Raw genomic sequence first — 18,873 nt, 5'->3', positions numbered from 1 at the left:
AGGCTGGTCTGGCTGCGAGACTCTCCTTGGATGTAAGCCATAACGAAAAATGCTCCGTATCTTTCGATACGGAGCATTTTCATTGAGCGCTGCGCAGATTGCTAGGTTTTCACACAGTCTGTTCGGGTCGCCTTTTTCATACGTGCCAAGCACAAACCTTGTGGGAGCGGGCTTGCCCGCGAAAGCGGCAGGTCAGACACAGATGAATTGACTGACACACCGCTTTCGCGAGCAAGCCCGCACACAGAGGGGAAACTGCGTTTCTCTAAATCACGGCCTCACATCAAGTAAACGATAATTCCTCTTATTCAAACTCCTGCGCCCTGTTAGACTTTGCGCCTTTGTTTTTGCCCGTCCGCAGGATGTCTGATGCTCTCGCTGCCTCTTCGTTTGTCCGCACTGTTTCTGGCTCTAGGCCTGAGTGCCTGCGATGACGCCCCGCGCTTCACCAAAGCCGAGCCCGGTGAAGCACGCTCAGGCGGTGCGGCGACCGTGCGCAAGACCGATCAAAACGCGTTTTCCCTGCCCTCGGCCAACCTGCCGCCATCGCGCCGGGTGGATTTCAGCGTCGGCAACAGCTTCTTCCGCAGCCCCTGGGTGATCGCCCCATCGACCACCACCGCTCGTGACGGCCTCGGCCCGTTGTTCAACACCAACGCCTGCCAGAACTGCCACATCAAGGACGGTCGCGGTCATCCACCGACACCGCAGGCAAACAATGCAGTGTCGATGCTGGTAAGACTATCGATCCCCAACACCCCGGAACTGGCCGACGTCATCGAACAGGTCGGCGTGGTGCCGGAGCCGGTCTACGGCGGCCAGCTCCAGGACATGGCCGTGCCTGGCGTGGTTCCGGAAGGCAAGGTGCGCGTCGAGTACACACCGGTGCCGGTGCGCTTCAAGGACGGCACCGAAGTCGAACTGCGTAAACCGGAGCTGCAAATCACTCAACTCGGTTACGGGCCGATGCACCCCGATACGCGTTTCTCCGCACGCATCGCCCCCCCCATGATCGGCCTCGGCCTGCTCGAAGCGATCCCCGAAGAAGCGATTCTCGCCAACGCCAGCGCTCAGGCCAAAGACAAGAACGGCATCAATGGCCGACCGAACCAGGTCTGGGATGACGTCCTGCACAAAACCGTGATCGGTCGATTTGGCTGGAAAGCCGGGCAACCGACCCTCAACCAACAGAATGTTCATGCGTTCGCCGGGGATATGGGCCTCACGACCAGCATGCGACCGTTCGATGACTGCACCGAAACGCAAACCGCCTGCAAACAGGCGCCGAACGGCAATGGCCCGGACGGTGAGCCGGAAGTCAGCGACAACATCCTGCGTCTGGTGCTGTTCTATAGCCGCAACCTCGCCGTCCCCGCGCGCCGGGACGTCAACGACGCCCAAGTGCTGGCCGGCAAGAACCTGTTTTACCAGGCCGGCTGCCAGTCGTGTCATACCCCGAAATACACCACCGCCGCCAACGCGGCCGAACCTGAACTGGCCAATCAAGTGATTCGCCCGTACAGCGATCTGCTGCTGCATGACATGGGCGACGGTCTGGCCGACAACCGCACCGAATTCCAGGCCTCCGGCCGCGACTGGCGCACGCCGCCGTTGTGGGGCATCGGCCTGACGCAAGCGGTCAGTGGCCACACCCAGTTTTTGCATGACGGCCGCGCACGCAATCTGCTTGAAGCCGTGCTTTGGCACGGTGGTGAAGCGCAAGCGGCGCAGCAACAGGTTTTGTCTTTCAATGCCGAGCAGCGCACCGCGTTGCTGGCGTTTCTGAATTCACTTTAAACACTTAAAAGAATCGGGAGCCCGACATGTTCCGTCCCAAGCTACTGTTCACCAGCCTGGCCGCGCTCGCCCTCGGCGCTTGCTCGCCGCAGGATCCGCAAGCCGTCACTTCGGCCGCTATCGCCAAATCGGTGATTCTGCCGACGTATACCCGTTGGGTCGAAGCCGACAAGCAACTGGCGGTCAGCGCCCTCGCCTACTGCCAGGGCAAAGAGACGCTGGAAACCGCTCGCGCCGACTTCCTGCACGCGCAGAAAGCCTGGGCCGAGCTGCAACCGCTGCTGATCGGCCCGCTGGCCGAAGGCAACCGCTCGTGGCAAGTGCAGTTCTGGCCGGACAAGAAAAACCTCGTCGGCCGTCAGGTCGAGCAACTGGTCGTCGCCCAGCCGCAGATCGATGCTGTCGCACTGGCCAAGTCGAGCGTGGTGGTTCAGGGGCTGTCGGCTTACGAGTACATCCTGTTCGACGCCAAGCCTGACGTCGCCAACGCCGACCAGAAAGCCAAGTACTGCCCGCTGCTGATCGCCATTGGCGAACGCCAGAAGCAACTGGCCGAGGAGATTCTGCAGAGCTGGAACAACACCGACGGCATGCTCGCGCAGATGACCAAGTTCCCGAACCAGCGTTACGCCGACTCCCACGAAGCGATTGCCGATCTGCTGCGCGTACAAGTCACCGCACTCGACACCCTGAAGAAAAAGCTCGGCACCCCAATGGGCCGCCAGAGCAAAGGCGTGCCGCAGCCATTGCAGGCCGATGCATGGCGCAGCCAGTCGTCGCTGACAGCCCTGGAAGCGAGCCTCGCCGCCGCCAAGACCGTTTGGGAAGGTGTCGACAACAAAGGCCTGCGCAGCCTGCTGCCAAGCGATCAGAAGCCTCTGGCGGACAAGATCGACGCCGCTTATGCCGCCTCGCTCACCCTGTTCGACAGCACGCAGCGCTCGCTCGGCGAAATGCTCGAAGACGACGCCGGCCGTCAGCAACTGAACGACATCTACGACAGCCTCAACGTCGTCCATCGCCTGCACGAAGGCGAACTGGCCAAGGCGCTGGGCATTCAACTGGGCTTCAACGCCAACGACGGTGACTGATGAGGGCAAGTGCCATGCTGCGACGCCAGGCTCTGACTTTAGGTAGTTTGCTGCTGGGAGCAGTGACACTGGGCGGCTGGACGCTGTTCAAGCGCAAGGACCAGAGCCCGCTGTTGCTCTCGGCGCGCGATGACACCGACGGCAAGCACTACGCCGTCGGCTATCGGCTCGATGGCACACGGGTGTTTGCCACCGAAGTCGGCCAGCGTTGCCACGACATCATCAACCACCCGACGTTGCCGATTGCGCTGTACGTCGCCCGTCGTCCGGGCACCGAAAGCTACCTGATCGACCTGCGCGACGGTACGCTGCTGCAAACCGTGACGTCGCAGCCGAACCGGCACTTCTACGGCCACGCGGTGATTCACAAGGACGGCGAGTACCTGTACGCCACCGAAAACGACACCACTGACCCAGGCCGTGGCCTGCTCGGGGTGTACCGGTTCGAGGGCGAGCGGCTGGTACACCGCGGCGAGATTTCCACCCACGGCCTCGGCCCGCATCAGGTGTCGTGGATGCCCGATGGCGAGACATTGGTGGTGGCCAACGGCGGCATTCGTACCGAAGCCGAAAGCCGCGTCGACATGAATCTCAACGCCATGGAACCGAGCCTGGTGCTGATGCAGCGCGACGGCACCTTGCTGAGCAAGGAAACCCTCGCCCAGCAAATGAACAGCGTGCGCCATCTGGGCATCGCCAGCGACGGCACTATTGTCGCCGGTCAGCAATTCATGGGCGCGTCCCACGAACGTTCCGAACTGCTGGCGATCAAGCGTCCCGGGCAGCCGTTCGTGGCATTCCCGGTGCCGGAACATCAGTTGCAATCGATGGGTCACTACACCGCCAGCGTTGCGGTGCACAGTGAGTTGCGTCTGGTGGCACTGACCGCACCGCGTGGCAATCGCTTCTTCATCTGGGATCTGGACAGCGGCGAAGTGCGCCTTGATGCGCCATTGCCCGATTGTGCCGGCGTGGGTGCGGTAAAGGACGGTTTTGTCGTGACCTCCGGTCAAGGGCGTTGCCGCTACTACGACTGCCGTCAGGATCAACTGTTGGCCAAACCGCTGGAATTGCCGGCAGGGCTCTGGGACAACCATCTGCACTTGATGGCGTGAAATGCCTTTATTGTTTTGCAGAAACTGCCAGTTGGAATACCCCCTGTACTCGGAGTAATGTGCCCGCCTGTCTCACCTGATTTATCCAAGGAACTGGAAATATGCTGCGTCGCCGCATGCTGATCATGTTGGGTGTTGTTTTGCTGGTCGTCCTGGTGCTGGGCGGGTACAAAGCCTTTTCGATCTACACGATGGTCCAGGGCTTTTCCAAGCCGAAACCAGCGATCAGCGTCGCCGTGGCCATTGCCACGGAACGCCCGTGGCAGATGCGTTTACCCACCGTCGGTACCCTCAAGGCACTGCAAGGCGTCGACCTGAGCCTGGAAGTCGCCGGTACCGTCACCGACCTCAAGTTCGAATCAGGGCAGAAGGTCAAGGCCGGGCAACCGTTGCTGCAACTCGACAGCGCTGTCGAAACCGCCCTGCTGGAAACCGCCAAGGCCGATCTGGGGCTGGCGCAACTGGACTTCGGTCGCGGCAGCCAACTGATCGACAGCCGGGCCATCTCCAAAGGCGAGTACGACCGGCTCTCGGCGGTCCTGCAAAAGAGCCGGGCGACGGTCAATCAGCTCAACGCCTCGCTGGCCAAAAAACGCATCCTCGCGCCGTTCAGCGGCACCATCGGCATTCGTCAGGTCGATGTCGGCGACTACCTCGCCAGCGGCACCAAAATCGCCACACTGCAGAATCTGAGCAGCCTTTACGCCGACTTCTATTTACCGGAACAATCGGTGCCGAAACTGGCCATCGGCCAACCGGTGCAAATCTCGGTGTCCGCCTACCCCGGGGAAAACTTCGCGGGCAAGATCAGCGCCATCAATCCGATTGTCGAAAGCACGACGCGCAACATTCTGGTACGCGCCACACTCGCCAACCCCGACGGCAAATTGCTGCCGGGCATGTTCACCAGCCTCGACGTATTGCTGCCGGATCCGCAGACGCACGTCGTGGTGCCGGAGAGCGCAATCACCTACACCCTTTACGGCAACTCGCTGTACGTGGTCGGGCAGAAAAAAGCCGAGGACGGCAGCGTCGAAAAAGACGACAAGGGTCAACCGGTGCTGATCGCCGAACGCCGCTTCATCGAAACCGGTGAGCGCCGCGATGGCCTGGTGATGATCAACAAGGGCGTGCTCAAAGGCGAACAAGTGGTGACCGCAGGCCAGATCAAACTGGACAACGGCGCGCACATTGCCATCAGCGACGACAAGACCCTCGGCGAGCAGAACAGTCCGCCCCGCGCCGACTGATCAAGGAATCCCCATGGCTTTTACCGATCCGTTCATCCGCCGCCCGGTGCTCGCCACCGTGGTCAGCCTGTTGATTGTGCTGCTGGGCTTCCAGGCCTGGAGCAAGCTGCCGCTGCGCCAATATCCGCAGTTGGAAAACGCCCTGATCACGGTGACCACCGCCTACCCGGGGGCCAACGCCGAAACCATCCAGGGCTACATCACCCAGCCGATGCAACAGAGCCTGGCCAGTGCCGAGGGTATCGACTACATGACCTCGGTCAGTCGCCAGAACTTCTCGGTGATCTCGATCTACGCGCGCATCGGCTCCAACAGCGACCGCCTCTTCACCGAGTTGCTGGCCAAGGCCAACGAGGTGAAAAACCAACTGCCGCAAGATGCCGAAGATCCGGTGCTGAGCAAGGAATCCGCCGACGCCTCGGCGCTGATGTACATCAGTTTCTTCAGTAAGGATTTGAGCAACCCGCAGATCACCGACTACCTGTCACGGGTCATCCAGCCAAAACTGGCGACCCTGCCGGGCATGGCCGAAGCCGAGATTCTCGGCAATCAGGTGTTTGCCATGCGCCTGTGGCTCGACCCGGTCAAGCTCGCCGGGTTCGGCCTCAGCGCCAGCGACGTCACCAACGCGGTGCGCCAGTACAACTTCCTCTCCGCCGCTGGCGAAGTGAAAGGCGAGTACGTGGTCACCAGCATCAACGCCAACACTGAACTGAAATCCGCCGAAGCGTTCGCCGCGATTCCACTCAAGGTCAATGGCGACAGCCGCGTATTGCTCAGTGATGTGGCGCGGGTCGAAATGGGCGCGGAGAACTACAACTCCATCAGCTCCTTCGGCGGCACCCCGTCGGTGTACATCGGCATCAAGGCCACGCCCGGCGCCAACCCGCTGGACGTGATCAAGGAAGTGCGCAAGATCATGCCGCAGCTCGAAGCCCAGCTACCGCCGAACCTCAAAAGCGAAATTGCCTACGACGCCACCCTGTTCATTCAGGCCTCCATCGACGAAGTGGTGAAAACCCTGTTCGAAGCGGTGCTGATCGTGATCGTCGTGGTGTTCCTGTTCCTCGGCGCGCTGCGTTCGGTGGTGATCCCGGTTGTGACCATTCCGCTGTCGATGATCGGCGTGATGTTCTTCATGCAGATGATGGGCTATTCGATCAACCTGCTGACCTTGCTGGCGATGGTGCTGGCGATCGGGTTGGTGGTCGACGATGCGATTGTGGTGGTGGAAAACATTCACCGGCATATCGAGGAAGGCAAGACGCCGTTCGAGGCAGCCCTGGAAGGCGCACGGGAAATCGCCATGCCGGTGGTGTCGATGACCATCACCCTAGCGGCGGTGTACGCACCAATTGGTTTCCTCACCGGGCTGACCGGGGCGTTGTTCAAGGAATTTGCCTTGACCCTGGCCGGCGCCGTGGTGATTTCCGGCATCGTTGCGCTGACGCTGTCACCAATGATGTGCGCCTTTTTACTGCGTCACGATGAGAACCCCAGTGGCCTGGCCCATCGCCTCGACCGCATCTTTGACGGCCTCAAGCGCCGCTACCAAAGCCTGTTGCACGGCACGCTCAATACGCGGCCGGTGGTACTGGTCTTTGCGGTGATCGTGCTGTGCCTGATTCCGGTGTTCCTCAAGTTCACCAAATCGGAACTGGCACCAGACGAGGATCAGGGCATCATTTTCATGATTGCCAACGCCCCGCAGCCGACCAACCTCAATTACCTGAACACCTACACCGACGAATTCATCAAGATCTTCAAGCAATTTCCGGAGTACTACTCCTCGTTCCAGATCAACGGCTACAACGGCGTGCAGTCCGGCATCGGTGGCTTCCTGCTCAAACCGTGGAACGAACGCAGCCGTACACAGATGCAAATACTTCCCGAGGTTCAGGGCAAACTCCAAAACATCCCCGGCGTGCAGGTCTTCGGCTTCAATCTGCCGTCACTGCCCGGCACCGGTGAAGGCTTGCCGTTTGATTTCGTGATCAATACCGCCAATGACTACGAGCAGTTGTTGCAAGTGGCTGACCGGATCAAGAAACGCGCCATGGAATCGGGCAAATTTGCATTCGTCGACCTCGATCTGGCGTTCGACAAACCAGAGGTGGTGGTCGACATCGACCGTGCCAAAGCGGCGCAGATGGGCGTTTCGATGCAGGATCTGGGCGGCACGCTGGCCACCCTGCTCGGTGAGGCTGAAATCAACCGTTTCACCATCGAAGGACGCAGCTACAAGGTCATCGCTCAGGTTGAACGGGCTTACCGCGACAATCCGGGCTGGCTGAACAACTATTACGTGAAAAACACCCAGGGTGAGTTGTTGCCGCTGTCAACGTTGATCACCGTGACTGACCGGGCGCGCCCGCGACAACTCAATCAATTCCAGCAACTCAACGCCGCGAAGCTGTCCGGATTCCCGTTGGTGAGCATGGGTGAAGCCATCGACACTGTCTTGCAGATCGCCCGGGAAGAGGCACCCGTCGGTTTTGCCTTCGACTATGGCGGCGCGTCGCGCCAGTTCGTCCAGGAAGGCAGCGCATTGTGGGTGACGTTCGCGCTGGCGCTGGCGATCATCTTTCTGGTGCTGGCGGCGCAGTTCGAGAGCTTTCGCGATCCGCTGGTTATTCTGGTGACGGTGCCGTTGTCGATCTGCGGGGCGCTGATCCCGTTATTCCTTGGCTGGTCGAGCATGAACATCTACACCCAAGTGGGCCTGGTGACGCTGATCGGGTTGATCAGCAAGCACGGGATCCTAATCGTCGAGTTCGCTAACCAGTTGCGCAAGGACAAGGGGCTGTCGGTGCGTGAGGCGGTGGAGGAAGCGGCGGCGATTCGCTTACGGCCGGTGTTGATGACCACCGCCGCAATGGTCTTCGGCATGGTGCCGCTGATACTGGCAACAGGTGCCGGGGCGGTCAGCCGGTTTGATATCGGGATGGTGATTGCGACAGGGATGTCGATCGGGACGTTGTTTACCTTGTTCGTCCTGCCCTGCGTTTACACCTTGCTGGCCAAGCCGGATCCAAAGAAAACCGCATAACACCCTGTGGGAGCAATTCCCGAAATCTGCACAATAAAAAAGGCCTCGCAACGGCGAGGCCTTTTACTTGGGCTTCAATCGGTTCAACTTTGTGGCCTCATCCCTTGAGAAAGTCCGAACATGAACAACAGCAGATCATGATCGGGTTCGGTCGCCACGGAGGCTTTCGCCGCCCGTGGCACCACGCAATGGGCATCCGCTAGGGATGCACCGATAACCTGCATGCGTGGCTGCTCCCAGGCAGCCACCGCGAGTGATGCAACTGCCAAGGCTCCAGCCAAAAACAAACCTCGTGCAATTTCGAGTTTCATCGCTATAAACCTTTGATAGCGCTGCCAAACGCCGTCTCGTAAAAGTAGACGAGTTTTTTCCAGTCCGTATCCCGGAACGACGAATGGCGACGCAATTGCTTCATGTCGTGAGAGGCGGCGCGATAGGCCGTCAGACGCTGGCGGCATTTCTCCAGGTCGATCAAGGCCACTTCGACCTCGGCGGATTCGCCTTCGCCGGTCACTCGCACAAACACATGTTTGATGTAAATGCAGCTGTGCTGCCAGCGGCCCTTGTGCATGCGCGCCAGGTTTTCGGCGAGATCCTTGAGCACACGCTCATAGATCACATCACCACACTGATCGCGCCCACCGGCTGCCGCCAGCCAATGTTCCAGTTCCTGGAAACCATCCAGAGACTTGGTCACCAGCAGTGCGCGCCACTTGTGCTGCGGATCAGGCTGGGCACCACAGAAAACGATTTGCGGTACTCGCACACCCAGTTTGCTGACGCCGGTCAGTGCATCAAGCTCGCGCAAGACGGTCGGGCGTCCGAAGGGGTGCAACCAACTGCGATAAATGTGTCCGGTCTGGCGTTTGGCGTACAGCAATTGGCCGTCCTTGCCCACGATCCGTTGCACACCACTTTCGCCACCACGGCGCACGTTGGGCTCTTCCACCCATTCACCGCGCTGAGCCCAGTAGTAGTCGAAGCGGTCCTGCGGAGCGACTTCCGTTTCTGCTGCAAATTGCACTGCCATCCTGTTACCTCTTGCGTAATACGTAAACCCGCCACATCGCATAGAGCGGAATAAAGTCCAGTTGTTCCTGAATGCGGAAACCCGCCTCTTCAAATTCTTTTTCGACCGTAGCAGCCGGTAACACAAAGCGATTCTGGTAATCGCGACTGGCACGTTTCTTCTCGGCGCGCTGGCGTTTCCAGGCCTTGAAATTGCCATCGACCCACAATGAAATGATCACGCTGTCACGGGTGACACGCTCGAATTCACGCAGAATGGCCCGACGATGCTCGGCGTCTCCGATGTGATGCAGCAGGCGCATACAGAAAATGCTGTCGACGGCGTTATCAGGCAAGGCAATGTCGAACGCAGATGTGTGCAAGGGTTGTACCCGTTTCACCACATCGGCGGGTTGCGCCTGCATGGCCGTCTGGATCATCGATTCGGAATTGTCCGCCCCGATGATCACGCGATTGGCTTTTTCACCCAGCAATGGCCAGAAACGCCCCGCACCGCAAGGCAGATCCAGCACCAGCCCCGGCTCACCGGCCAACGCCAGCGCCTTGCGAGCCAACTGTTCGTCCCGCCAGAGGGAGAGACGACGACCAAGGCTGTCTTTATGCTTGCGCAGGTATTTCTGCGCATGTTGATCATCGTACTTTTCGGAAAAATCGAGCTTGATCGGGCCGGCCATCACCAGAACTCCTGAATTACTGATGTCACCACCTTAAGGCGAGGTGTGTCAGCGTCAGGTCATCCAGCTGTGAAAATTTCGTAAGGCCAACCGACAAAGTATTGCAGCGTTATACAGGATTCAGACAGGTTGGCGGGAGTATCATCGAGCCACTATTTGCGTCAGATTTTGCCTAGATCAACTTCGAAACGACAGCCATTGGGTTGCATCGTACTCAAGCTGACACTCCAGCCCTGGTTCTCGCAAATGCGCTGCACCAGCGATAATCCAAGCCCCAGGCCTTCACCGCGTTTTTCACCGCCGCGTACAAACGGCTCGAACATCGCCTCGCGTTTTTCCTCGGGAATACCCACACCGGAATCCTCGACGACAAACCCGTTGGCATTGAGCGTCAGGCGAATGAAACCCTGCTCGGTGTAATGGCAAGCGTTACGCAACAGGTTACCCATCACCGCCGTCAACAGCGTTGCGTTGTAGCAGGTGGCGGGTGGATTACCGGGCTCGAACTGCAAGGTCAAACCTTTGCTTTCGATCGATTCGCGCCATACGCAAAGCAGACTGTCGGCGACCTGACTGAGGTTCTGTTGTGGCGCCATCCCCGCGTCTTCGCGCTGGGCGCGGGCGAGCATCAGGAAGGTCTGTACCAGCTCGCGCATTTCCTCACTGGCCCGCGCAATACGCTCGACCTGTGCACGACCGCGCGTGTCGATTGCCGGGTTTTCCAGCAGCAGTTCGCAGGAACTCGCCAGCACCATCAGCGGTGTACGCAATTCGTGGCTGACATCGCTGGTGAACAGCCGCTCGCGGGTCAATGCCTGTCGCAAACGCCCCAGCGTGGCATCGAACGCCACCGCCAGTTCGCCGACTTCATCAGCCGCGTAGTCCGGCGCCAGCGGTGGTGCCAGCCCGAGCAATTGGTCGCGATGACGCACCTGGCGCGCCAGCCGAACCACCGGAGCCATCACTTTGCGCGCGAGCACCCAACCGAGGAGAACCGCCAAGGCCAGGCTGAGCACGAACCCCACCAGCACCACGGCAAACAACACGCGCTCGCGCTCTTCGAAATCGCTTTGATCCTGCAGCAGCACATACCGCCGCCCATCGACGACCTCGACCATTGCATGATACGAAAGCTGCTCGCGGAACACTTCGTGGAAGCCGGAATCGAGGTGACGCAAGTCCTTGGGCAGTTCGAAATCGCCCGGTCCACCACTGAAGTAGAACAATTGATCCGGTTCTGGCCGATGGCTCCAGTCGGAAACACTGTCCATCAGCAACAGGCGCTGCAGATCGCCGCCCAGCCCTGCCGAAATCAGTTTTTCCTCCACCAGATGCACCGTGGCGACAATGCCCATGGCGAAAGCGCCGGCCACCAGTGCGCTCATCAACGCAAAGGCAATGATGATGCGCTGTGAAAGGCTTTGCTTAAACTCCATCACGCCCCTCGGCCAAACGGTAACCCACGCCGTGCACGGTATGCAGCAGTGGCTTGGCAAATGGCTTGTCGATCACCTGACGCAATTGGTGAACGTGACTGCGCAGGCTGTCGCTGTCCGGGCAGTCATCGCCCCACAGCGCCTCCTCGAGGACTTCACGGCGAAGCACATGCGGGCTCTTCTGCATCAACACCGCCAACAGCTTGAGGCCGACCGGGTTGAGTTTCAGCAGTTTGCCTTCACGGGTCACTTCCAGGGTGTCGAGGTCATAACTCAGGTCACCGACTTGCAGTGCACGGCGTCCTCCGCCCTGGGCACGGCGCATCACCGCCTCGATCCGTGCAGCGAGCTCGGACAAGGCAAATGGCTTGACCAGGTAATCGTCAGCCCCCGACTTGAAGCCCTGAAGACGATCGTCCAGTTGATCCCGGGCGGTCAGCATGATCACCGGCGTGTCCCGACGGGCATCTTCGCGCAGGCGTTTGCACAGGGTGTAGCCGTCGATGCCGGGCAGCATGATGTCGAGCACAATCAGGTCATAGTGCTCGGTAGCCGCCAGATGCAGGCCCGACAGACCGTCCTGGGCGCAATCGACGGTATAACCCTTGAGTCCCAGGTAATCGGCCAGATTGGCCAGGATATCGCGGTTGTCTTCGACCAATAGAATTCGCATGGGCACCTCTTCTTACACAGTAACGGCCGTCATGGCCCGCGCAGCTTACGGCCAAGTGCGGCTCAGGGCTAGGCATGCGTCGGATTGTTTACCCACAAGGATGCTGACTGTGCCTGCCAACGTATTTTTCACTTTCGGTTAACAAATCGCCGACGCCAGCGGGTGCAGACTCCGCGCAGTAGCGCTCATCGAACACACTAACCGACCAGGGAATTACCATGGTGTCGACCTCTGCCCGCCCCGCTTCACGGCCTCTGAATTTCTGGTTGTGCCTGGGTATACCCACCTTCGCGGCAATTATTCTGCTGCTACTCGAACTGACCGATCTGGACATGGACCTGGCCAGGCTGTTCTACGATCCGGTCGCTGGCGATTTCATCGGCCGACACAGTTTTTTCCTCGAAGACATCCTTCATGATCGAGCCAAGCAGGTGGTGATCGCGTTCTCGGTGTTTGCCATTCTCGGCTTCATCGGGTCGTTCTTCATCGCACGACTCAAGCCGTTCAAGCGGGAATTGGGCTGCCTGGTGCTGTCCCTCGGGCTGGCCACTTCGTTCGTGACGCCGGTCAAAGCCGTCACTGCCGTGCAATGCCCTTGGAGCCTGGAGCAATTCGGCGGCCATGAAACCTACAGCAAGTTACTTGATCATCGTCCGCCGACCAACAAACCGGGCCGTTGCTGGCCGGGAGGGCATGCGGCGACGGGGTTCACCTTGTTTGCGCTGTTCTTCGTGCTGCGTGATCGCCGTCCGCGCCTGGCCAGACAAGCGTTCATCTTTGCCTTTGCATTGGGTTCAGTATTCTCGATCAGCCGGATGATGCAGGGAGCGCACTTCTTTTCCCACAACGTGTGGACAGCGATCTTCTGCTGGCTGATTTGTCTGGGGTCGTATTACTGGGTGTTGTACCGCCCGGCGCTCAAGGCTGAAGCGGCAGCGAAAGCACAACCCGTCGGCGCCTGAAACACAGTTCTCTCCCACAGGTTGTGGGTGCGGACGTGAATGGCGGGCAATAAAAAACCCCGCCTGCTCATCGCAGGCGGGGTTTTTCGTTACGGGGGTAAGGCTGGCTTACATCATGCCGCCCATGCCACCCATGCCACCCATGTCTGGCATACCGCCGCCAGCAGCACCTTCTTTCTTCGGTGCGTCGGCAATTGCAGCTTCGGTAGTCAGGATCAGACCACCGATCGACGATGCAGCTTGCAGAGCGGAACGGGTAACCTTGGTTGGGTCCAGGATGCCCATTTCGATCATGTCGCCGTATTCGCCAGTCGCAGCGTTGTAACCGAAGTTACCTTTGCCGTTCTTGACTTCGTTGACCACAACGCTTGGCTCGTCACCGCTGTTGGCAGCGATCTGGCGCATCGGTGCTTCAACAGCACGACGCAGAACAGCGATACCGACGTCCTGATCAGCGTTGTCGCCTTTCAGGTCCAGGATGGCTTCCAGAGCACGGATCAGCGCTACGCCACCGCCAGGTACCACGCCTTCTTCAACGGCTGCGCGGGTTGCGTGCAGGGCGTCTTCAACGCGGGCTTTCTTCTCTTTCATTTCGACTTCGGAACCAGCGCCAACCTTGATCACTGCAACGCCGCCGGACAGCTTGGCCAGACGCTCTTGCAGTTTTTCACGGTCGTAGTCCGAGGAAGTTTCGGCAACCTGGGCACGGATCTGAGCGATACGCGCCTGGATGTCTGCTTCTACGCCAGCACCGTCAACGATGATGGTGTTTTCCTTGGAGATGGTCACGCGCTTGGCGCTGCCCAGGTTTTCCAGGGTAGCGGCTTCCAGGCTCAGGCCGATCTCTTCGGAGATCACGGTACCGCCGGTCAGAACAGCGATGTCCTGCAGCATGGCCTTGCGACGGTCGCCGAAACCTGGAGCCTTGACGGCCGCCACCTTCACGATGCCACGCATGTTGTTCACTACCAGCGTCGCCAGGGCTTCGCCTTCAACATCTTCCGATACGATCAGCAGTGGACGGCCGGCTTTGGCAACGGCTTCCAGTACTGGCAGCATTTCGCGGATGTTCGAGATTTTTTTGTCGACCAGCAGGATCAGCGGGCTGTCCAGCTCGGCAACCATGGTTTCCGGCTTGTTGACGAAGTACGGGGACAGGTAGCCACGGTCGAACTGCATGCCTTCTACAACCGACAGTTCGTTTTCCAGGCCAGTGCCTTCTTCAACGGTGATCACGCCTTCTTTACCGACTTTTTCCATGGCTTGGGCAATGATGTCGCCAATGGAGCTGTCGGAGTTGGCGGAGATGGTGCCGACCTGAGCGATAGCCTTGGTGTCAGCGCATGGCTTGGACAGGTTTTTCAGCTCTTTGACAATGGCGATGGTCGCCTTGTCGATGCCGCGCTTGAGGTCCATCGGGTTCATGCCGGCAGCGACGGCTTTGAGGCCTTCGTTGACGATCGACTGAGCCAGAACAGTGGCGGTGGTAGTGCCGTCACCAGCGTCATCGTTGGCACGGGAGGCAACGTCTTTGACCAGCTGCGCGCCCATGTTTTCGAAGCGATCTTCGAGTTCGATTTCTTTGGCGACGGAAACGCCGTCCTTGGTGATGGTCGGAGCGCCGAAGCTCTTCTCGATGATCACGTTACGGCCTTTCGGGCCCAGGGTCGCTTTTACTGCGTCAGCCAGAACGTTAACACCGGTGAGCATTTTCTTACGGGCGGAATCGCCGAATTTAACTTCTTTAGCAGCCATGATCGATATTCCTTAAATACTTTGTAGTAGCGGGAAAATGAACGGAGGTATCAGCCTTCGATAACAGCGAGGATTTCGTTCTCGCTCATTACCAGCAGGTCTTCGCCGTCGACTTTCACAGTGTTGCTGCCGGAGTAAGGACCGAACACAACCTTGTCGCCTTCCTTCACGGAAAGTGCGCGCACTTCGCCGTTTTCCAGAGCTTTGCCCGGGCCTACAGCGAGAATCACACCGTGGTTGGCTTTTTCAGCAGCCGAACCTGGCAGGACGATACCGCCAGCGGTTTTCTTTTCTTCTTCGCTGCGACGGATAACGACGCGGTCATGCAGAGGACGAAGCTTCATTGTCGATCTCTCCTAATTGTGGTTTTCATCGGCCGGTGTAGTCCCGGCGGGTTTAACAAATCCGGCCTGCGCCGGTTGCGGTTCGTCGAGCGAGCCGCGCAAGTCTGTCCGACTCAAATATCGGAAACCTTTCGGTGACCGATACATAAGGGCGCACAAGCTTATTACAAGGGCGCCGCTAAAAAATTTTACTGATGTTCTTTACAAAAGCAGCCCATTAACGAGCACGGCACCCGAAGGTGCCGTGTCGATGCAAGCGCTACTTGGAGTCGCGATGTTCGAACTCACCTTCGATCACATCGCCCTCGCGGCCCACAGGCTGTCGCGGTGCAGGACCGCCACGAGGTTGCAGGTCATCGGCGAACGCACGCTGGCGCATGGCTTGTTCTTCAGCACGCTGGCGCATCTTGTTGGCCAGCAGGCGACGAGTGAACGGCAACAGCATCACCAGACCGACCACGTCGCTGATGAAACCCGGCAGGATCAGCAGGCCGCCGGCCAGGGCCAGCATCAAGCCTTCAAGCATGGTTTGCGCAGGCAGTTCGCCGCGGTTCAGGCTTTCACGGGCACGCAGCGCCGTTGCCAGACCGGCGACGCGCAGCACGAACACGCCGAACATCGAGCCGAGAATGATCAGCAGCAGGGCCGGGAAAAACCCGATGGTGCCTGCCACTTTGACGAATACGAATAGCTCCAGCACCGGAAACAGCAGAAAGAGCAACAAAAAAGGGCGCATCAAAAATTCCTCAACGCAAGAAATGCCTTGCAGTAAGCCCTAGATGACGTCGCCCTTTCGTGAATTCAAGCATCGGCCACTGCATTTTTTGGCCACACCTGAGCGTGAGCCAGAGAAACCAAGGCTTCGCGCACTTGTATCGGCGTATGACATGGCGCTTGAAACGGCAGCCAGTAAAGGGCCTGACCGATCCGCAGATGCATGCCTTCAGTGTCGATCCCGGCCAATTGCGCCGGCACACTTTTCGGCAGACCACAGAGGTCGACATAGTGCGCAATGGCTTTGGCATGATCGCTGTTCATGTGCTCGACCATGCTGATTTCAGCCTTGCCGGCGAACGGGTTGGCCAAGGTCAGCTGGTCAATCCAGTGAATCGCGCCAAAACCGCCGATGTAACGATGGCGCACCGGTTTGAGCACCCAGAAATCGAAATCGTGAGCCTTGTGGTAGTTCTGCGAATCGGGGAAGTAGCGGTAGTAGCGCTCGGCGGCCGCTTCAATGGCCACAGCGTCTTCGAGTTTTTGCGCTTCGCCCAGATAGGTCAGGCGACCAACGGCCTGCACATCATCGGCCTCACGCTCGCCCACCAGCATCGAGCATTTAGGGTCTTTTTGCAGGTTGTGGGTGTGCTGGGCGATGCGGCTGATCAGGATCAGCGGCCGGCCCTGCTCATCAAGGCAATAAGGCACCACGGAGCCAAAGGGAAAGCCGGGCATCGATTTGGAGTGGGTCGACAGCACTCCCCGGTATTCCTTGAGAAGCAATTCTCGGGCATTCTTGGCCACTTCAACGCTCAATTTATGACTCCTTAAAAAGAATCCGTCGATAAAACGGACAGATGACCGGGATAAGTCCCGCTCACTCTCGGGGCAATTCTCATGTGCAGCCAGGCCAGGTCGGGCGCAGATCGAGAGGCTCTCTAAGGGAAAACCACTCTGACCTGCTATCGGGGCATGCGAATGCAACTCAACGACAAAGTAATCATTATCACGGGCGGTTGCCAGGGTTTGGGCCGTTCCATGGCCGAGTATTTCGCAGGCAAAGGCGCCAAGCTTGCCTTGGTCGATCTGAACCAGGAAAAACTCGACGACGCCGTCGCAGCTTGCAAAGCCAAGGGTGTCCAAGCGCGCAGCTATCTGTGCAACGTTGCCAATGAGGAACAGGTTGAGCACATGGTCGCCCAGGTGGCCGCCGATTTTGGTGCGATCCACGGCCTGATCAACAACGCTGGAATCCTGCGCGATGGCCTGCTGCTCAAGGTCGAGGACGGCGAAATGACCAAGATGAGCCTGGCCCAATGGCAGGCGGTGATCGACGTCAACCTGACCGGCGTGTTCCTGTGCACCCGTGAAGTGGCGGCGAAAATGGTCGAGCTGAAAAACAGCGGCGCGATCATCAACATTTCGTCGATCTCGCGGGCGGGTAACGTTGGCCAGACCAACTATTCTGCCGCCAAGGCCGGCGTTGTCGCGGCGACCGTGACCTGGGCCAAAGAACTGGCGCGTTACGGCATTCGCGTGGCGGGCATTGCGCCGGGCTTCATCGAAACCGAGATGACCCTGGGCATGAAGCCCGAAGCGCTGGAGAAGATGACGTCAGGGATTGCGCTCAAACGCATGGGAAAACCAGAAGAAATCGCCCATTCGGCGGCATACATCTTCGAAAACGACTACTACACCGGCCGGATTCTGGAGATGGATGGCGGCTTGCGTATCTAACCCCGACACAAGACCAGTGTGGGAGCGGGCTTGCTCGCTCCCACAGTTGATTGTGTTTCAGGCCATCAATCGTCGCTGATGGTGATGTTCGGCATTGCCGGCGTTACCGCTTCCTGCAAGACAATCCGCGCGCCGACGTGGCGGGCCAGTTCCTGATAGACCATGGCAATCTGGCTGTCCGGCTCGGCAATCACTGTCGGCTTGCCGCCATCGGCCTGCTCGCGGATCAGCATCGACAACGGCAGCGAAGCCAATAGCTCGACGCCGTATTGAGTCGCCAGCTTCTCACCACCGCCCTCACCGAACAGATGCTCGGCATGGCCGCAGTTCGAGCAGATGTGCACGGCCATGTTTTCCACCACGCCCAGCACCGGAATGTTGACCTTGCGGAACATTTCCACGCCTTTGCGCGCGTCGAGCAATGCCAGATCCTGTGGCGTGGTGACAATCACCGCACCGGCCACCGGGACTTTCTGCGCCAGGGTCAACTGAATGTCACCGGTGCCTGGCGGCATGTCGATCACCAGATAATCCAGATCGCCCCACGCCGTTTGCGTGACCAGTTGCAGCAGCGCGCCGGAAACCATCGGCCCGCGCCAGACCATCGGCGTGTTGTCGTCAGTCAGGAACGCCATCGACATGACTTCCACACCGTGAGCCTTGAGCGGCACGAACCACTTCTGATCCTTGACCTCTGGGCGGGTGCGCTCCGGGATGCCGAACATGATGCCTTGGCTGGGGCCATAGATGTCGGCGTCGAGAATCCCGACCTTGGCGCCTTCACGGGCCAGCGCCAGCGCGAGGTTGGCCGCGGTGGTCGACTTGCCCACGCCGCCCTTGCCCGACGCCACGGCGACCACGTTCTTGACGTTGGCCAGGCCCGGAATCTGTGCCTGGGCCTTGTGCGCGGCGATCACGCTGTTGACCTCGACCCTGGCGATGACCACACCGTCGATATTTTCGATGGCCAGTTGCAGCAATTGTGCCCAGCCACTCTTGAACAGACCGGCGGCATAGCCGATTTCCAACTGAACATTGACGCGATCACCGATGATTTCGATGTTCTTCACGCAACCGGCGCTGACCGGGTCCTGGTTCAGGTAAGGGTCGGTGTATTGGCTGAGGACGGCTTCCACCGCTGCGCGAGTGACGGCGCTCATGGGCAACTCCGATAACAAGACTGGGAAAAGATGGCGGGTATCCTACCCCTTCTGCCCTCCTGACGGCATGCCCTGCAACTATTT

General features: G+C 59.2%; 17 protein-coding genes. 7 read left to right on the top strand and 10 right to left on the bottom strand.

Translation table 11 applies throughout. From position 1 onward, the window contains the following. Positions 1 to 369: 369 nt before the first annotated feature. From AACY50_RS24415 to AACY50_RS24395, 5 genes are all read left to right on the top strand, one after another. Positions 370 to 1,797: a di-heme oxidoreductase family protein gene (locus AACY50_RS24415; protein WP_339539274.1), complete on the top strand. Its 1,428-nt coding sequence runs from the start codon at positions 370 to 372 to the stop codon at positions 1,795 to 1,797. A 26-nt stretch (positions 1,798 to 1,823) separates the two neighbouring features. Then, positions 1,824 to 2,888, top strand: coding sequence for an imelysin family protein (locus tag AACY50_RS24410; RefSeq protein ID WP_339433472.1), 1,065 nt, complete (start codon positions 1,824 to 1,826; stop codon positions 2,886 to 2,888). Positions 2,889 to 2,902: 14 nt separating this feature from the next. After that, positions 2,903 to 4,003 carry a DUF1513 domain-containing protein gene (locus AACY50_RS24405; RefSeq protein WP_339433473.1) on the top strand — a complete coding sequence of 367 codons (1,101 nt, stop codon included), beginning with the start codon at positions 2,903 to 2,905 and terminating at the stop codon, positions 4,001 to 4,003. A gap of 101 nt (positions 4,004 to 4,104) precedes the next feature. Then, the gene (locus tag AACY50_RS24400) at positions 4,105 to 5,253 is read left to right on the top strand and encodes an efflux RND transporter periplasmic adaptor subunit (protein ID WP_339433474.1); all 1,149 of its coding nucleotides are present in this window, start codon (positions 4,105 to 4,107) and stop codon (positions 5,251 to 5,253) included. 13 nt (positions 5,254 to 5,266) lie between these two features. Then, positions 5,267 to 8,302: a multidrug efflux RND transporter permease subunit gene (locus tag AACY50_RS24395; RefSeq protein WP_339433475.1), complete on the top strand. Its 3,036-nt coding sequence runs from the start codon at positions 5,267 to 5,269 to the stop codon at positions 8,300 to 8,302. A gap of 83 nt (positions 8,303 to 8,385) precedes the next feature. On the opposite strand, the gene AACY50_RS24390 is transcribed toward AACY50_RS24395, so the two are convergent. From AACY50_RS24390 to colR, 5 genes are all read right to left on the bottom strand, one after another. After that, entirely contained in the window at positions 8,386 to 8,613 is a 228-nt protein-coding gene (locus AACY50_RS24390) for a hypothetical protein (protein WP_339433476.1), read from the bottom strand. Positions 8,614 to 8,615: 2 nt separating this feature from the next. Continuing rightward, on the bottom strand, positions 8,616 to 9,332 hold the full coding sequence (locus AACY50_RS24385) for a lipopolysaccharide kinase InaA family protein (protein ID WP_339433477.1): 717 nt from the start codon (positions 9,330 to 9,332) through the stop codon (positions 8,616 to 8,618). A 4-nt stretch (positions 9,333 to 9,336) separates the two neighbouring features. Then, positions 9,337 to 10,005 (bottom strand): class I SAM-dependent methyltransferase, encoded by a 669-nt coding sequence (locus AACY50_RS24380; protein WP_339433478.1) that lies wholly within the window; start codon positions 10,003 to 10,005, stop codon positions 9,337 to 9,339. A 161-nt stretch (positions 10,006 to 10,166) separates the two neighbouring features. Then, on the bottom strand, positions 10,167 to 11,441 hold the full coding sequence (locus AACY50_RS24375; RefSeq protein ID WP_339433479.1) for a sensor histidine kinase: 1,275 nt from the start codon (positions 11,439 to 11,441) through the stop codon (positions 10,167 to 10,169). Then, positions 11,431 to 12,114 carry a two-component system response regulator ColR gene (colR, locus tag AACY50_RS24370; protein ID WP_221732077.1) on the bottom strand — a complete coding sequence of 228 codons (684 nt, stop codon included), beginning with the start codon at positions 12,112 to 12,114 and terminating at the stop codon, positions 11,431 to 11,433. Before colR ends, AACY50_RS24375 begins: the two co-directional genes overlap by 11 nt. A 218-nt stretch (positions 12,115 to 12,332) precedes the next feature. Between colR and AACY50_RS24365 the strand changes: the two genes are divergently transcribed. Beyond that, positions 12,333 to 13,076, top strand: coding sequence for a phosphatase PAP2 family protein (locus tag AACY50_RS24365; protein WP_339466350.1), 744 nt, complete (start codon positions 12,333 to 12,335; stop codon positions 13,074 to 13,076). A gap of 108 nt (positions 13,077 to 13,184) precedes the next feature. Here the strand turns inward: AACY50_RS24365 and groL are convergent, their stop codons facing one another. From groL to AACY50_RS24345, 4 genes are all read right to left on the bottom strand, one after another. Beyond that, positions 13,185 to 14,831 (bottom strand): chaperonin GroEL, encoded by a 1,647-nt coding sequence (groL, locus tag AACY50_RS24360; RefSeq protein ID WP_339433481.1) that lies wholly within the window; start codon positions 14,829 to 14,831, stop codon positions 13,185 to 13,187. 50 nt (positions 14,832 to 14,881) lie between these two features. Next, positions 14,882 to 15,175, bottom strand: a complete 294-nt coding sequence (locus AACY50_RS24355) for a co-chaperone GroES (RefSeq protein ID WP_007916610.1) — start codon at positions 15,173 to 15,175, stop codon at positions 14,882 to 14,884. Between the two features lie 259 nt (positions 15,176 to 15,434). Further along, positions 15,435 to 15,911 (bottom strand): FxsA family protein, encoded by a 477-nt coding sequence (locus AACY50_RS24350; RefSeq protein WP_339433482.1) that lies wholly within the window; start codon positions 15,909 to 15,911, stop codon positions 15,435 to 15,437. Between the two features lie 65 nt (positions 15,912 to 15,976). Further along, on the bottom strand, positions 15,977 to 16,708 hold the full coding sequence (locus tag AACY50_RS24345) for a HugZ family pyridoxamine 5'-phosphate oxidase (protein ID WP_339433483.1): 732 nt from the start codon (positions 16,706 to 16,708) through the stop codon (positions 15,977 to 15,979). 162 nt (positions 16,709 to 16,870) lie between these two features. Here AACY50_RS24345 and AACY50_RS24340 point away from each other — a divergent pair, with 162 nt between their 5' ends. Further along, positions 16,871 to 17,629 carry an SDR family oxidoreductase gene (locus AACY50_RS24340; protein ID WP_339539273.1) on the top strand — a complete coding sequence of 253 codons (759 nt, stop codon included), beginning with the start codon at positions 16,871 to 16,873 and terminating at the stop codon, positions 17,627 to 17,629. Between the two features lie 65 nt (positions 17,630 to 17,694). Here the strand turns inward: AACY50_RS24340 and apbC are convergent, their stop codons facing one another. Further along, positions 17,695 to 18,789: an iron-sulfur cluster carrier protein ApbC gene (gene apbC / locus AACY50_RS24335; RefSeq protein WP_339433485.1), complete on the bottom strand. Its 1,095-nt coding sequence runs from the start codon at positions 18,787 to 18,789 to the stop codon at positions 17,695 to 17,697. Positions 18,790 to 18,873 lie beyond the last annotated feature (84 nt).

It is taken from the genome of Pseudomonas sp. RA_15y_Pfl2_54, assembly GCF_963971015.1.
GTDB lineage: Bacteria > Pseudomonadota > Gammaproteobacteria > Pseudomonadales > Pseudomonadaceae > Aquipseudomonas > Aquipseudomonas baetica_A.
This window is presented reverse-complemented; position numbering and strand designations above follow the sequence as displayed.